Source organism: Neokomagataea anthophila, from assembly GCF_018122595.1.
In the GTDB taxonomy this organism is placed as follows: Bacteria; Pseudomonadota; Alphaproteobacteria; order Acetobacterales; family Acetobacteraceae; genus Gluconobacter; species Gluconobacter anthophilus.
Genome location: NZ_JAGRQH010000003.1, coordinates 310,230 through 324,585 on the forward strand (window position 1 = coordinate 310,230; position 14,356 = coordinate 324,585).

Annotated in this window: 15 protein-coding genes; 5 read left to right on the forward strand and 10 right to left on the reverse strand. The window is 49.8% G+C overall.

Annotated elements, in window-relative coordinates; translation table 11 throughout:
* Positions 1 to 122 precede the first annotated feature (122 nt).
* Positions 123 to 1,421 carry a hydroxysqualene dehydroxylase HpnE gene (hpnE, locus tag KB213_RS06745; RefSeq protein ID WP_211681483.1) on the reverse strand — a complete coding sequence of 433 codons (1,299 nt, stop codon included), beginning with the start codon at positions 1,419 to 1,421 and terminating at the stop codon, positions 123 to 125.
* Positions 1,422 to 1,444: 23 nt separating this feature from the next.
* Complete coding sequence (gene hpnD / locus KB213_RS06750; RefSeq protein ID WP_211681485.1) at positions 1,445 to 2,320, reverse strand: presqualene diphosphate synthase HpnD; 876 nt, start codon at positions 2,318 to 2,320, stop codon at positions 1,445 to 1,447.
* Between the two features lie 260 nt (positions 2,321 to 2,580).
* Between hpnD and KB213_RS06755 the strand changes: the two genes are divergently transcribed.
* Positions 2,581 to 3,759 (forward strand): pyridoxal phosphate-dependent aminotransferase, encoded by a 1,179-nt coding sequence (locus KB213_RS06755; RefSeq protein WP_211681487.1) that lies wholly within the window; start codon positions 2,581 to 2,583, stop codon positions 3,757 to 3,759.
* Positions 3,760 to 3,815: 56 nt separating this feature from the next.
* Here the strand turns inward: KB213_RS06755 and KB213_RS06760 are convergent, their stop codons facing one another.
* Genes KB213_RS06760 through hpnA form a run of 3 tightly spaced genes read right to left on the reverse strand, consistent with a single transcriptional unit; the run spans position 3,816 to position 6,807 of the window.
* A complete protein-coding gene (locus KB213_RS06760) occupies positions 3,816 to 4,670 on the reverse strand; it encodes a squalene/phytoene synthase family protein (protein WP_211681489.1) in 855 nt (284 codons plus the stop codon).
* Positions 4,667 to 5,812 carry a glycosyltransferase gene (locus KB213_RS06765; protein ID WP_211681491.1) on the reverse strand — a complete coding sequence of 382 codons (1,146 nt, stop codon included), beginning with the start codon at positions 5,810 to 5,812 and terminating at the stop codon, positions 4,667 to 4,669. Before KB213_RS06765 ends, KB213_RS06760 begins: the two co-directional genes overlap by 4 nt.
* A complete protein-coding gene (gene hpnA / locus KB213_RS06770; RefSeq protein WP_211681493.1) occupies positions 5,812 to 6,807 on the reverse strand; it encodes a hopanoid-associated sugar epimerase in 996 nt (331 codons plus the stop codon). The genes KB213_RS06765 and hpnA overlap by 1 nt, the downstream gene beginning before the upstream one ends.
* Positions 6,808 to 6,973: 166 nt before the next feature.
* On the opposite strand from hpnA, the gene KB213_RS06775 reads away from it, so the two are divergent.
* Together KB213_RS06775 and KB213_RS06780 are read left to right on the forward strand one after the other, a co-directional pair.
* Positions 6,974 to 7,996: a lysylphosphatidylglycerol synthase domain-containing protein gene (locus KB213_RS06775; RefSeq protein WP_211681495.1), complete on the forward strand. Its 1,023-nt coding sequence runs from the start codon at positions 6,974 to 6,976 to the stop codon at positions 7,994 to 7,996.
* Between the two features lie 27 nt (positions 7,997 to 8,023).
* Complete coding sequence (locus tag KB213_RS06780) at positions 8,024 to 8,902, forward strand: prephenate dehydrogenase/arogenate dehydrogenase family protein (protein WP_211681497.1); 879 nt, start codon at positions 8,024 to 8,026, stop codon at positions 8,900 to 8,902.
* Between the two features lie 44 nt (positions 8,903 to 8,946).
* Here the strand turns inward: KB213_RS06780 and pyk are convergent, their stop codons facing one another.
* From pyk to KB213_RS06800, 4 genes are all read right to left on the reverse strand, one after another.
* Complete coding sequence (pyk, locus tag KB213_RS06785) at positions 8,947 to 10,377, reverse strand: pyruvate kinase (RefSeq protein ID WP_211681499.1); 1,431 nt, start codon at positions 10,375 to 10,377, stop codon at positions 8,947 to 8,949.
* A 26-nt stretch (positions 10,378 to 10,403) separates the two neighbouring features.
* Positions 10,404 to 11,300: an SH3 domain-containing protein gene (locus tag KB213_RS06790; protein WP_249110306.1), complete on the reverse strand. Its 897-nt coding sequence runs from the start codon at positions 11,298 to 11,300 to the stop codon at positions 10,404 to 10,406.
* A 108-nt stretch (positions 11,301 to 11,408) separates the two neighbouring features.
* A complete protein-coding gene (locus KB213_RS06795; protein WP_211681501.1) occupies positions 11,409 to 11,786 on the reverse strand; it encodes a DsrE/DsrF/DrsH-like family protein in 378 nt (125 codons plus the stop codon).
* Positions 11,786 to 12,565, reverse strand: a complete 780-nt coding sequence (locus KB213_RS06800) for a HesA/MoeB/ThiF family protein (RefSeq protein ID WP_249110307.1) — start codon at positions 12,563 to 12,565, stop codon at positions 11,786 to 11,788. Before KB213_RS06800 ends, KB213_RS06795 begins: the two co-directional genes overlap by 1 nt.
* Before the next feature lie 90 nt (positions 12,566 to 12,655).
* Here KB213_RS06800 and KB213_RS06805 point away from each other — a divergent pair, with 90 nt between their 5' ends.
* A complete protein-coding gene (locus KB213_RS06805; protein ID WP_211681503.1) occupies positions 12,656 to 13,222 on the forward strand; it encodes a DUF2939 domain-containing protein in 567 nt (188 codons plus the stop codon).
* 7 nt (positions 13,223 to 13,229) lie between these two features.
* Here the strand turns inward: KB213_RS06805 and KB213_RS06810 are convergent, their stop codons facing one another.
* Positions 13,230 to 13,454, reverse strand: coding sequence for a DUF3126 family protein (locus KB213_RS06810; protein WP_068168502.1), 225 nt, complete (start codon positions 13,452 to 13,454; stop codon positions 13,230 to 13,232).
* Between the two features lie 268 nt (positions 13,455 to 13,722).
* On the opposite strand from KB213_RS06810, the gene KB213_RS06815 reads away from it, so the two are divergent.
* Positions 13,723 to 14,319 carry a hypothetical protein gene (locus KB213_RS06815; RefSeq protein WP_211681506.1) on the forward strand — a complete coding sequence of 199 codons (597 nt, stop codon included), beginning with the start codon at positions 13,723 to 13,725 and terminating at the stop codon, positions 14,317 to 14,319.
* The last annotated feature ends 37 nt before the right edge of the window (positions 14,320 to 14,356 follow it).

Genomic DNA, 14,356 nt, shown 5'->3' on the forward strand with positions numbered 1-14,356 from the left:
CCCTTTATTTTGGGGCATTGTTCATTGTGCAGCACTGGATAACGTGCGGCACTCTTGGTTGGCCATAAGGCTAAAAACGGTAATTATACCCTGCGTCACAGAGTTTGTCATCATAGAGTCATCTATGTGACTGGGGAGCGAAACCCTGCCACAGACACAGCAGCTAGACCGGACTGAATGGCCCCTTCAATGGTGGAAGGCAGTTCCGTTTGTGTCCAGTCACCCGCCAAAACAAGATTATTCAGGCCGGTGATACTTTTCCCTTCTTTTGCGAGAGGACGTTTTTTGTCCTGCTCTGGCGTTGCGGCAAAGGTTGCACGTTTTTCTCTCAAGAGACGTGCGGGAGGCATGGCAACAGGGAGTGGAGTTGGCAGTACGGGGTCAAGCGCACGACGCACCTCAGACCAGATAGTCGCCAGCATTTCGCTGGAATCACGCTTGGCATATCGGTTTGCCGCACTGACGGTTACAGACAGAACATTTCCTTTGAGGAAGAGCCATTCAGAGACCCCTCCCACTAACCCGATAAAGCGGGCTTGATTGACCACACCGCGCGCTGTGACATTTTCTGGTAAACGGAAATGGGCATTGGCGATGCTTTCGAAAGCATCAGGTACGGTTAATGATGGCAGTAAATTTTTTGCAACGGGTGCTGTTACGGCCAATATAACGTGGTCACCTTCCTCTACAGTGACGGTCCCAGTGGATGTTTCAAAAGACGTTATTCGTCCATGACTTTGGTTCAGACTGGTAACGCGTGTACCGCAATGAATTTGAGCGTGATAGCGCTTTAAATATTCTATTGCAGGGTCAACCAAGCTTTCCGAAAGGCCTATTTTAGGAAAGCGGGGTAAGCAAGCATTGCCGCCGCGTGCTAGTGATTTTTGGACAATATTACCCAGCAGTCGGGCGCTTCCTGTTTCTAGGTCTGTATTGAGTGCAGAAATTGCAAAAGGCACTAATAATTTACGGCTTAGAGCCCCCTCGCCCAAGCAAGAGGCAACCGTTGTTTCGGCTTTAGCGCGTACAAGTTTCAGGAGAGCACCTAGCTCTTTCAGCTTCATTCCCGGGACGCGGCGCCCTCCCGGCAAAACCCAAAAGGGAATTTTCCCGCGTGAAAGGCGTAATGTCCATCCGCGGTGTTCGGTAAGATCAAAAAAGGGAAAAATGGGTGCGTCAGGACCCGTAATGGTATCACGGGCGCCTATTATGTCGAGATAACGGAAGGTGAAGGCGTTGGCGGAAAGGAGAAGATGATTTCCGTTATCAATAATGGCGTCGAGCGAACGATCATAGAAAGAGCGTGCACGTCCACCGCAAGCAGGTCCTGCTTCATAGATGGCTACTTGCGCTTGTGCGGCCAGCTCGACAGCTGCTGAAAGGCCAGCGAGGCCACCACCGATAATATGAACACGACTCATAGAACAATAATGCCTGCTACTTATTACTTTACATACGCGACCAAAGCGCGGGTGGCTCGCCATGCTTTGGAAACGCTTAATGCTTGATCGGGATTTTTCCAGCCACGTTTGAGTAGTGCGGATAAGACGGGCTCATAAGACGCCGCCATCATGCGTGCGGGGCGCATGGCTGCTGCTTTACAACTGCGCATGGCCTGTTGTGCATCACGGAAGTGATCTTGTGCTCTGCGTGCCATGACACGACAAACGGGGTCTAGGCCGTGGGCATAGAGCGTCTCAGACGGGATAATTGGTACGTTAAATCGTTCCAGAAGTTCAGTAGGAAGATAAAGACGTCCACGTTGTGCGTCTTCACTGAGGTCTCGTAGAATGTTGGTGATTTGTAAGGCACGGCCCAGATGGTAAGCAACTTTACGCGCGTCCTGTGAAGCATCACCAAAAACGCATACTGACAGACGCCCCACGGCTGAAGCAACGCGGTCACAATATAGGTCCAGCGTTTTCTCGTCAGGTGCAACGATTGGGACCCCGCAATCCATGATCATACCATCAATGACATCATGAAAATCCTGTGCTTTGAGGGCAAATCGTACGATTGTGGCAACAAGGACCCGATCTAAAGCGTTGCGCGCCTCTCCTTCGAAGAGATATTCGATACGTTTATGCCATTCGGCAAGGGATTGCGCGGGGTCAGCTACCCCTGCATCGCCATCAGCAATATCATCGACTTCTCGACAAAAAGCGTAAACGGCGAACATACCTTGACGGCGTGCTGTGGGTAAAACCTTCATCCCGCGCCCAAAAGAGGTTCCAGAGCGGGTAACAATACTAGCAACATGGTTGAGGTCAGCCTGAGCACAAGGGAGGCCGGGTGCGGCGTATAATCCACCAAAAACCATGTTTGTTTTCTCCTCAGGCAATAAGAGAATGTCTCATAGCGTTAAACGTAAGGGAGACAAAGGGCGCTTTAAGCGAATGGGTATAAACTCCACTCAACACTGATGTAAAAACATCACAAAGTCTGCTTGATGTTTTTATTGAAAAACAGGTGTTGGAACAAAAAATATTTTCCCCGATCAAAAACTGTAAAAAGGGGCTTTTCAAGTGGTTTCGTTTCGATATTAATATGTTTCGATATTTCTTCAAACGCGGAGCAAACATGTCTGACACCCTATCAAAAGAAGGTCGTGAAGACCTCCTTTCCCGTGGTTACTCTCGCCGCAATTTGGGCCGCGTCGCTGCTGTTCTAGGGGCAGGCATGGCTTTTAAAGCCACTCTGCGAAATGCACATGCTCGTGCAATGACCGCAATACCAACTGGTGTCGATGTGACAAAGTTGGTGCGTATTGGCAGTAATGAATGTTGGACAGGCCCCTTTCCTGCCGCTGCTAAATTAGGGGCTGAAGCTGTATTTCATGGCAACCGGTACGACCCGACCGGTACAATGCGTACAAATTTGATTAAGACATTTTCGGCAACTGAAAATATGCCGGAAGACACGATTATGCCATGGGGCGGATCCTCTGACCCTTTATGCCGTACCATCGTGACGTTTTGTTCGCCAACACGTGGATTAGTGACGGCAGATCCTAGCTACGAAGCTGGTTGGGTTACGGCAGAATGGTTGAAAATTCCTTTAACAAAAGTGCCTCTAGACGCACAAAATGGTTATAAAACCGATGTTCGGGCAATGCTGAAGGCCAATCCGAATGCTGGCGTTTATTATGTTTGTAGCCCGAACAACCCAACTGGCACGGTTACGCCATTAGAAGATATTGCATGGTTGGTAGAAAACAAACCAAAAGACGCGATAGTTCTGGTGGATGAAGCGTATATTCACTTCTCCGATTCCCCAAGCGCTCTGTCTTTGGTACGTGCAGGTAAAGATGTCGTTGTACTTCGTACGTTCTCGAAAATGTTTGCTATGGCTGGTTTGCGCCTTGGCTTGAGTATTACGCGTCCAGACTTGCATCAGAAAATGATGCGTTATGACGGTGAAAATCAGAGCTACATGCTGCCAATTCCTGCTGTAGCGTGTGGTACTAAGAGCTTAACAATGCATGCAGATATTGCTGAGCGTAAGCGTGAAATGATTGCTGCACGTAATATGACGTTTGCGCATTTGCAAAAGCGCGGAATACGTTACATTCCGTCTGATGCCAACATGTTCGTGATTGATTGGCAGCGCCCTGCGGCCCCAATTAAAGACGCTTTCTTAAAAGAAAAGATCTTAATTGGCCGCTCATGGCCGGTATGGCCGAATGCATCTCGTATTACAGTTGGCTCTATGGCTGAGATGAAAGCCTTCTGCGCGGCTTTGGACCGTATTGTAACGTAAAAGAATGTTTATTTCTGCGCGCACGGAGAACAGTGCGCGCAGAAGACGGTTTATGATTAAATATGCCGGATGCTATACAAAAGTGCCTGCAAACCATTGATTTTACTAAGCGAAACACGCTCAGCAATGGGATCGTTTTTGCGTAAATTTTGCGCAAGACTATGTGATAGATGAACAATAACCGCAGCTTCCATACGCATCCGCCGGTCTTGCACGAGTTGTGGTAATATTCGTGCCTCACGATTTAAGGCATCTACACCATCGAGCATACGGTCAAAAACGCGCCGTATCCCTGGCTTGCTGCGGGCAAGGCGTAAGTCGTGAACCGTACATTTTTCTTCTTCCAGCCAAGGAAGCGGAACGTAGCATCGATCCAAAGTTTTCAAATCATTCGTTACATCCTGCAAGTGGTTCAGAACTTGCAGAGCACTGCTTAACGCATCTCCGGCTGCAAAAGCATCTTGAGATTCACCATGCAGGTGGAGCAAGAAGCGGCCGACGGGATTAGCGGAGTACGTGCAGTAATGCAGTAATTCGTCCCAACTTTGATAGCGCGTTTTTTCAGCATCTATACAGAAAGCTTCCGTAAGGTCTGTGGCGACTTCAAGAGGAATTTCACGCTCTAAAAGGGCCGCACGTAACTTAACGGCAGTCTGAGCGTCTGCACGAAGGGGGGCTTCAATTTCACCGCGTATAACGGAAGCCATTCCGCGTAAACGTGCGATCTTTTCGGAGGAGTTCAGTTCTGCTGTGTCCACCATATCGTCGGTGACGCGGGCAAAATTATAATATGTATGCACAATTGGACGGTGCTGCTTGGCAATTAGAAAAGAGCCAACGGGGAAGTTTTCATCCCCCTTCCCTTTTGTGGATGTGACGTCTTTTTCGCCCCAAATAGTATCTTGGCTCATGCTGCATCATCCTTATACGCACGGTCTTTCCACTGAACGCCAGTGCCTTTGTGGTGGTTAATAGCGGAGCCAATGGTGGCTGCCATGTAGAAGGCAGCTACGAGTGGCAATGGCAGAGCACGCCAGAGCGGAAGCTCAAAACGGCGTAAAGTTGGAATAAATGTTGCACATGAGATGAGGTAAGTGAGGACCCCAATTTTGCGGGTTTTACCTTTTGCAAACAGGGCATAAAAAATTGGGAGAAGCCATACGAAGCCCATCCCAATAATAGTGCCTATGAGCAGTAAAGGAGAGTATCGCAATTGCACATAGGCTGTGCGTGCAATCATCTTCCAAACATCATGGGCGCCCTGATAAGGGCGGATAGACCATGCTTGAGCGCTATGTCCAAGATATAGTCGCCCACCGCTGCGTTTTACATGGGCTGCGAGTGTGCAGTCATCAATCAGCGCGCCTTTGAGGGTTTCGATGCCGCCAATACGTTCTAAGGCGCGGCGACGCAGCAAAATAGTGCCGCCGGCTGCGCCTGCAACCCGTGAAGATGGGTTGGCTGTACGAGAAAACGGATACAGCATGGCAAAGAAATAGACGAAAGCTGGCACAAGAAAACGCTCGGCTTGGCTTTCACAATTTAGAGCGACCATTTCTGAAACAAGGTCAAGATTATCTTCCCGAGCTTTTGAAACCAAGCTGGAGACGTGCGTGCGGGTGTGAAGAATATCGGCATCAGTGAGTAGAATATATCCATGTTGCCCGACTTTGGTCAGTGCATGTTGTACGCCTTGATGCACAGCCCATAACTTACCACTCCAACCTGTGGGGCGGTCCTCCCCTGTGAGGACTGTGAGTCGGTTTTTAGGATCTGGAACGGACCGGGCTAAATCACCCGTACCGTCGGTGCTATTATCGTCAACGAGAATGACTGATAAGGTGCCATCATAGTCTTGTGCCAAGAGAGACTTAAGGCAGGCTTTAACAGATTCAGCTTCATCCCGTGCAGGTATAACGATAGCCACATCAGGGGCCGAGGGGGGGGTATCACGTGGTTCTAATAAAGGACCACTCTGCCAGAAACGACCGTGAAACAAGCTAAGATAGACCCAAGCACCAAGGCTTGTAAGAGCAGATCCAGTACGTAGCATTATTGGACACGCCCATTTAAACGAAACCACGAAACGGCATCAGTCACAGCATCACGTGCTGGACGAGGAGCGTAACCAAGCTCGCGCTGAGCTTTGAGTGAGGAAAAATACATTAATTTACGAGACATAGCGAGGGTTTCACGCGTAACGCGGGGTTCAATTTTAAAGCCTCGGGCGAGCCATTCTGAGACGAGCGCTACAGGATAGATCCAAGACTGACGTAATTTAATACGGGGCGGTTTGACGCAGGCGACTTCACTGACAAGATGAAACAAATCCCCCAAGGACATGTTTTCGCCCCCGAGAATGTATTTCTCGCCAATTTTTCCGCGTTCAAGCGCAAGGGCATGGCCTTCAGCAACGTCATCAACATGCACGATATTCAAACCCGTTTCGACATAAGCGGGCATCTTGGCGGACGCGCATTCCAAGATCATTTGTCCTGTAGGAGTTGGCTTAATATCGCGTGGCCCGACAGGTGTAGAAGGATTTACAATTACTGCTGGCAAGTTGTGTGATTGAATAAGGCCTAAAACCACCTGCTCAGCGCGATATTTTGATAGTTTATAGGTGCCAATGACTTTGTCTTCGCTGATAGGCGTTGTCTCATCCGCAGCAACGCCATCAGAGCGTAGTCCAAGAGCCGCGACAGACGAGCAATAAACAATGCGCTCCACTCCAGCTTCATGCGCCGCCAGCATTAAATTGCGTGTGCCATCAACATTTGCACGCATCATAACGGCGGGATCAGGCACCCACAGGCGATAATCCGCAGCAACGTGGAAAACATAGCGTACATTTTCCATAATGCGTTTCAGACTGATCGGGTCAGAAAAATCTGCCACGACGATATCAGCATCAAGCTCAGCAATATTCGTACGATCTGATGTGGGCCGCACCATAAGGCGAAGTTTGTGCCCGCGTTCTTGTAGTGTGCGCGCGACAGCAGAGCCTACGAATCCGGTCGCGCCTGTTATGAGCGTAATGTCTTTCATGCGTCGTAGCGCTCCTTAAAATCGTATAACACCATGCCGAAAATGATCAGTACGGTAAAAGCTTTCTTATCATACTGATCCATGATCGATGGGGAAAGCACCTGTAAGGCTGGAATAATTGGGAGCGGTAGGCTAGAGCGGTGGCAAACGATTTGCGACGAAAGCCTTGAAAAAAACACTCCCCATCTTTTTGACCTGCTTCGGCTTGGTTCTCTTCACGATTATCGCGGCACGCGCGGGCATCCACCCAGTCCTTCAAGCCCTTGGAAAAGTAGGGCTTGGTGGCTTTTTGTTGGTGGTTGGATATCAACTTTTGGTTGATATTGGTCTTGGCCTCGCATGGAAAGGATCTGTTCCTCAGATTGGCACTGTGCGTCTCATTGGTGCTCGTTTGGCGCGTGACGCAGCCGCGACCTGCCTGCCCTTTTCTCAGCTTGGTGGTATTGCCATTGGTGTCCGCGCGACCTTGGCGGGGCGTAATCCGGTTAGCCGTGATGGTACCCCTCTGCGTTGGCCGGAAGGTGTTGCATCAAACCTCGTTGATATTACGACAGAAGTGTTGGGGCAGATTGCTTTTGTGCTGCTCGCCGTCTTGTGCCTTGTGGGGCATGACGGTGCTGCACGCTTTATATGGCCTCTTTCCATTGGCATGGTGCTTTTGAGCTTAGGTATTGCTGCGTTTATCTGGACACAACTACGGGGTGGTACGGTCTTACAACGCAGTGCGCAATTTCTTGGGCGTCATATTGCTGCGGGGTGGAGTGAAAATCTCATTGATGACACGGCTCTCTTTCAAGAGAGGCTAGAAAGTCTTTGGGGGCGTGCTGATCGTATTGCTCTTGGGGCATTCTCGCATTTCATGTGTTGGATTGCAGGGGCTGGTTTGACATGGCTCGCGCTCTCTTTATTGGGCGCACATACGGGATTTATGTCTGCCCTGGCGATTGAGGGTGTTGTTTGTGGGGTCATGTCTGCCGGATTTTTAGTGCCTGCAGCCTTGGGAGTACAAGAAGCTGCTTACGTTGCTTTAGGTATGATGTTTGGAATTGATTCCGAAATTGCGCTGAGCCTTTCTTTATTGCGGCGTGGTCGGGATTTGATGATCGGTATTCCTGTGCTGTTGTATTGGCAGTTTGTTGAAGTGCGCCGTCTGCGTTTGCAGGTATCAGAACCATCGATAAACGGGTAAGGCCCGCCATTTTTGGGACCTCAGAACATGCCCCTTTTTAAAAATCTTATGGTTGTGGGTCCTGGCCTCATTGGTTCGTCTATTTTGCGACGTGCCCGGGGGGATGGACAATTAGCAGAACGTTTGATTGTTATGGATCGGGATATTGCCGTGCTGAAACGCGTGCAAGAGCTCGGTTTGGCCGATCATATCACACTTGACCCAGCCGATGCTGCTCAGGCTGATTGTGTTATTCTATCCGTTCCCGTTCGAGCGATTGAACCTGTCGCACGCTCTTTGGCTCCTTACTTACAGCCAGGTACTATTTTGACGGATGTTGCTTCTGTACGCGGTGAGTTAGGGGCAATTATTCCATCTTTTCTACCTGATGGCGTAGAGTACGTTCCTTCTCATCCTATGGCTGGCACAGAGTTTTCTGGGCCAGATGCAGGCTTTGCGGAGTTATTTGAAGGGCGATGGGCGTTATTGATCCCTTCGTTAGACGCTCCTGAATGGGCCTGTACAAAAATACAACATTTTTGGGAGAGCTGTGGAGCACGAACAAAAGTGCTAACGGCTGAAGATCATGATCGTATTTGTGCGATGGTAAGCCACCTTCCCCACTTATTGGCTTTTACGATTTGTGATACGGCTGACAATCTTTCTGCTGAAATGCGCTCTGCGGTGCTCGACTATGCAGCATCTGGCTTCCGTGATTTCACGCGTATAGCGGCGTCCGACCCTATCATGTGGCGGGATATTTTTAGCGCAAATCGGGATGTACTTTTAGAAACATTAGAGCGCTTCATCCAAGACACACAATCAATGGCTGATGCTATCCGTCGTGGGGATGATGAGGCGATTACGGCGAAGATTAACCGTGGGCGTCGTATACGCCGGACGTTGATCCATAACAAACAGGCTTAAACCACCCACAGTTTTGAAGCTGCGGGTGGTTTAACAAGAAGCAGTTAGGCTTTGATAACGCGCAGTGTATTGGTGCTGCCGGAGTGGCCATATGGCAGGCCTGCCAACACTAGTACATGATCACCCTTTACACAGAACCCGTTTGATAGGGCGAGTTCTGCTGCTGGAACAGCCAAGTCTTCAATACCATGCGCTTGGCGGTCACGTTCGACAACATGCGGGAATGTACCCCAAACCACACAGAGGCGGCGGGCGACCGTCAGATCTGGTGTGAGAACCAAGATCGGGCTTGCGGGGCGTTCACGTGCCATAATCAATGCACCGCGTCCGCTACGGGTATGTGCTGCGATAGCCTTCGTGTGGAGTTCACGGCTGACCTGCCATGCTGCCTGCACGATGGCCCCTTGGATTGTGCCTTCAGACTTCGGACGTGCATTATCAATACGATGACGCCATTCTTTGTCCTGCTCTACGCGGGCAACGATACGTGCCATGATGGAGACCGCTTCAAGGGGATATTTACCAGCAGCACTTTCTGCGGAAAGCATTACGGCATCCGCGCCATCATACACAGCATTGGATACGTCAGACACTTCTGCACGTGTTGGCGTTGGGCTTTCGATCATGCTTTCCAGCATTTGCGTTGCCACGATGACGGGGCGGCCAAGTTCACGTGCTAACGTGATGATGCGCTTTTGAGCGACAGGTACTTCTTCAGGTGGCAGTTCAACGCCAAGGTCACCACGAGCAACCATCAAACCATCTGATTCACGGACGATTGGTTCCAGTGCATCCATCGCTTGTGGCTTTTCAAGCTTGGTGATGATCCATGCACGGCCATCAGCAATTTTCTTTGCTTCTGCTACGTCTTCGGGGCGCTGAACGAAGGACAGAGCCACAAAATCAACGCCAAGAGAAAGAGCAAAGTCAAAATCTTTGCGATCTTTTTCGGTAAGCGCTGGAATGGGCAGAGCAACGTCAGGAACATTAACGCCCTTACGTTCGGAAAGCTTACCACCGACGATCACTTCCGTGATCAATGCGTCATCATGCTTTTCGATAACGCGGATTTTCAGCTTCCCATCATCCAGCAAAAGATTGCTGCCGACTTCTGCTGCTGAAATAATTTCAGGATGTGGCAGGTTAACGCGTTCAATCGTGCCGGGCGTTTTATCAAGGTCAAGGCGGAAGCGCTGACCTTCTTTCAAGAAGACTGGGCCATTCTCAAAAACGCCTACGCGTAATTTAGGGCCTTGCAAGTCTGCGAGAATAGCGAGTGGGCGGCCGAGTTTTTCTTCAGCGGCACGAATGGCAGCGTGGCGTTCACCATGATCAGCATGGGCACCATGCGAGAAATTGAGGCGGAAAACGTTAACACCCGCCTGAGCGAGCGAAAGGATCATTTCAGGCGAGGACGAAGCCGGGCCAAGTGTTGCGACGATCCTTGTGCGGCGATGATGTAAACTGGATGTCATCTCTGGGCGTCCTCGTGCTTATACATTCAATTGGACTGTATCGTCTCTCCGGGGAGAAGTCCCCAGAGGGAACGCCGTGGCAACCATCCTGCGTATCCTTTAACGACAACATGGCACCACTGCGTGGCGGTTGGGCAGGTTCTAATATTACCTACCGTGCCTGGTTTCAGCACCGCGACGACATCACTGTCATCATCGGCACGGCTCATAAGGAGAGCACCGTCTTTCTGTAACCGGGCATCATTCTGATTGGTGACGTAGCCGAGCACACGTGCATCTGCACGGCCGACATGGTCTCCTTCTCGTTCACTCGCTTCATTTGGCTGGGCTGTATTGCCCTGCGTCGAAAGTCCGGGAATGACGAATGTTCTGCTACCAAACAATGTGGCTTGGTGAACCCAGCCTTTTACACCGTCTGAATCTTCAATGAGGCGCCAAACATCGAACTCACGTTCGATCTCAACAGGTAGGCCTCGGCGATGATAAACCCAATCGATGGGATAACGATCGCCCGGCCCTCTCCGGAGATAGACCTTATCGGCACGCAAAGCGGCAAAGCGTGGAAGAGGTAAGCCGGTGTTACTTCCCTTATCATCGCTGGGTTGAGATAGGTCTGGCGTGGCTTGTGGTTGGTCTGGTGTACTGGCGCCTGCTGTATCTGAATGCACTAGCGCTGCGGTTGCCGCGCCAGTTGCGGCAGCCGCAGCAACTGGTTTCGTCAGTGCGGTGTGAGCGCGTTGATGATGCTTATGATGTTTTGTGCCATCTGTTACGGCGTGAATATGCGTAGCAGATGGTACTGCACCGTCAGATGTTAGGGGTTTATGGTGATGATGCCGATGATGGGCAGCATGGGCTTGTGATGTAAAAACAAGACCCGCGAGGCCAGCCATGAGCAGGCTGCGTGTGGTAGTGGTCTTCATCAAGGTTACCGTCATCTCCATGACCCGCATCCCTGCCAATCCTTCAGCGTTTCGGCAAGACACCAAATTGTGCAACAGCATTGTTAAAAGTGAATACCAGAAAAAAACCTATACGACGATCATAGAATTATCGCCAATTTCAGCCAAAAAACGTATCATGCCACTTGCTTCTGTGCCCTCAATCAAATCTTCCGGCGTTATTTGGGCCAGTGCCATACCGGCTTCACAGGCCAAAAAGACTCCGCCCATTTCTAAGCATGCGTCGCGTAATTCTTGTAAACTGGCTACATTGCGATCGATCAATACATGGTCTGGAATGATATTGATCAAATTTGACCACTTATGCGTTAATGAAAAAACACTCAAACCACCTGCGAATAGTGTCACTGGGCGACCAATAGATAAAGCGCTAGCGGCGAGAACAAAGGCATAATGAGCCCGTTGCCATGAGTTATCTGCCAGGCTGATATAAAGAGGTTTTGACATTATTTCAGTGCCGCTTGGTTATTTTCAGAATGTGCTGAGCAATCCGGGCTGCGTGTGAGCTCAAAACGACGGAACCTATTTTGAAGTGCATCCCATGAGGTCACAACGGTGTGTGCTGGCGTATTTGAGGTCAGTTGCATGATTTCCCTCAAGGTTTCTACGGCCATCAGGCTACCGATGACACTCGTCGCAGGCCCTAAAACTCCGGCACGTGAGCAGTTAAGTGTTTCGTTTTCATCGGCATCGGGGAAAAGGCAGCGGTAACAGGGCCCTTGATACTGCGGGCGGAACGTGGCCACCTGCCCACTTAAACCTTGTACAGCACCTGATACGAACGTTTTACCGTGGCGCACACAGGCATCTGATATGGCAAAACGGGTACGAAAATTATCGGTTCCATCGCAAATAAGATCATAAGAAGGCACAAGTTGCTCTAAAACATCCGTTGTTGCACGCATTGCGTGTGTTTCTATGCGGATATGTGGGTTTAGGGCTGTGAGCTTTTTTTGAGCGATATCGGTTTTGAGAGAGCCAATCGACGACGTATCATACAAAATCTGTCGTTGAAGGTTGCTAAGATCAATATGATCATCATCAACAAGGCCAATACGACCAATACCGGATGCTGCAAGCTGTTGGGCTAAAGGAGCGCCAAGTCCACCAAGACCGATGATCAAAACAGAAGCATCACGGCAACGTGACTGCCCTATGGCACCGATATTGGGAACGAGAATGTGGCGCGCATAACGTTCTAGTTCGACATCTGTAAAATTTAACATGATGTCCTCAAGATAGTAGCTGACTTATGGCAGAGAAACGGGCTATTTTGATATAAAATCATAATGATTTTTGACCCTGCGGAGACAGCCATGAGTGTTGCCCTTGCTCCGTTCTTTGCGAACAAACGGATATCCGTCAAGCGCATTTGGTCATTGAAAAAACGCATAGCTATGATCTGCGTAATGTTATCACTGGCAGCCTATGCTGTCTCTCCATTGATAACGCTATGGATGTTGCAGGACGCGATCCTGCGGCATGATGCTCAATGTTTACAGCGGCATGTTGACTGGAGCGCCCTCTCCTATTCACTACGTGATACGTTAAGCGACCAACAAAATTCGCCAGAAGACGATGATCTGCCAAGTTTTGGTCATTCTTTTGCAACGGCAGCAGCAGCTCATGTGATCGAAAAATCTTTAACGCCGTTGGTACTTCTTGCGGTGATTGAACAAGGTGCTCCTTTCCTTAAGGAAAGGCATGATGAAGGCACCTGCTTTCCATGGCGTTTGCTCAGTCTTCGTTTTGTTGGGATACGTCATTTTAATGTGATGTTTAAGCCTGATGTACAGACAACGTACACACTACATCTGACTTTTGAGCATTGGGGTTGGAAAGTGACCGGTATCGACCTGCCGCATAATTTGCGGCAGGCGTGACGCTGCCTTAGGCTGGCGGCAGGTCTTCTTCCAAGAGTGTCATATGAATGGCGTAAGAGATTTCGCCTTCATCTTCGTCGCGATGGACGGTGCCAATAACCTCACCAGCGACAGAAATCTCAACACTCATCCCCTTACGAGCGGGCTTATTGACCGTTAATTTGGGAGAGCCCAGAAGGCGTTGCAGTGTGGTCTGGAGGCGTGTCACCTCAGATGCAGTGAGTTCAGCCATGATTGCTCCTGTACGTGGTCACGTCTCACTATCAAAAGTCAGAGCGCGTCTATGAAAAATGGCAGAAGGACAGTTTATAAAAGTCCCTCTTGTTGAGGTGGTCGTACGCCATGTAGCCCAAGCAGTGGGGTTAGGGGAACCGTCAATCTTTCTTGAACCTCTGCGCCTGTCATATGTTAAGCTCTTTGGTACTGTGATCATGAGCTTGCGCCTAAGTGGAGCTTATGTGTCGGTTCGTTGTGAAATTTTTACGTGTTCAGGAGAGATAATGCGTCAGGCTCCATTTTTTACCATGACTGCGCTTGCTGCGTTGGTTGGGCTGTCTGGGTGTGGGTATTTTGATTCACGAAATGCACATAAAGCACAGCTCGAAATGGTTGGCATGACCAGCTATGACCTTCAGGCGTGCGCAGGTCTGCCAGGTAGCACAAAGAAGCTCAACGATACGACAGAAATCTGGCAATATGATGGGACACAGCCTATCCCAACGCTTTCAGACTCTGGGTTCATTCCGGCGCAATCAATGATCAAAATGTATCAATCGGCTTTTGGTGGTGGTGGTACATCATGTCGAATGGTTTTGCGTCTTGATCATGATCGCGTTTCTGAGGTGCATTATACGGGCAATGATGATGAATATATCGGCCAAGATGGTATTTGCTCGATCATAACTCGTGGTTGTGCGCGGCAGCGTGAATCAACGATGCGTCGTGTTGATGCAGGGCCATTTGGGCCAGTTTCAGCCTTCCACCCCCCGGCTACACCGCCACAAAGCACGAGTGCAACATATTCAAACCAGTCCGGGGCTTTTGTGCCTAAGTTTTCGGACGATAAAACCAAGCCTCTGATTCAACCGGCGAAATAAGACTGCATAGCGGCCTTTTGGTATAAAAGGCCGCTTA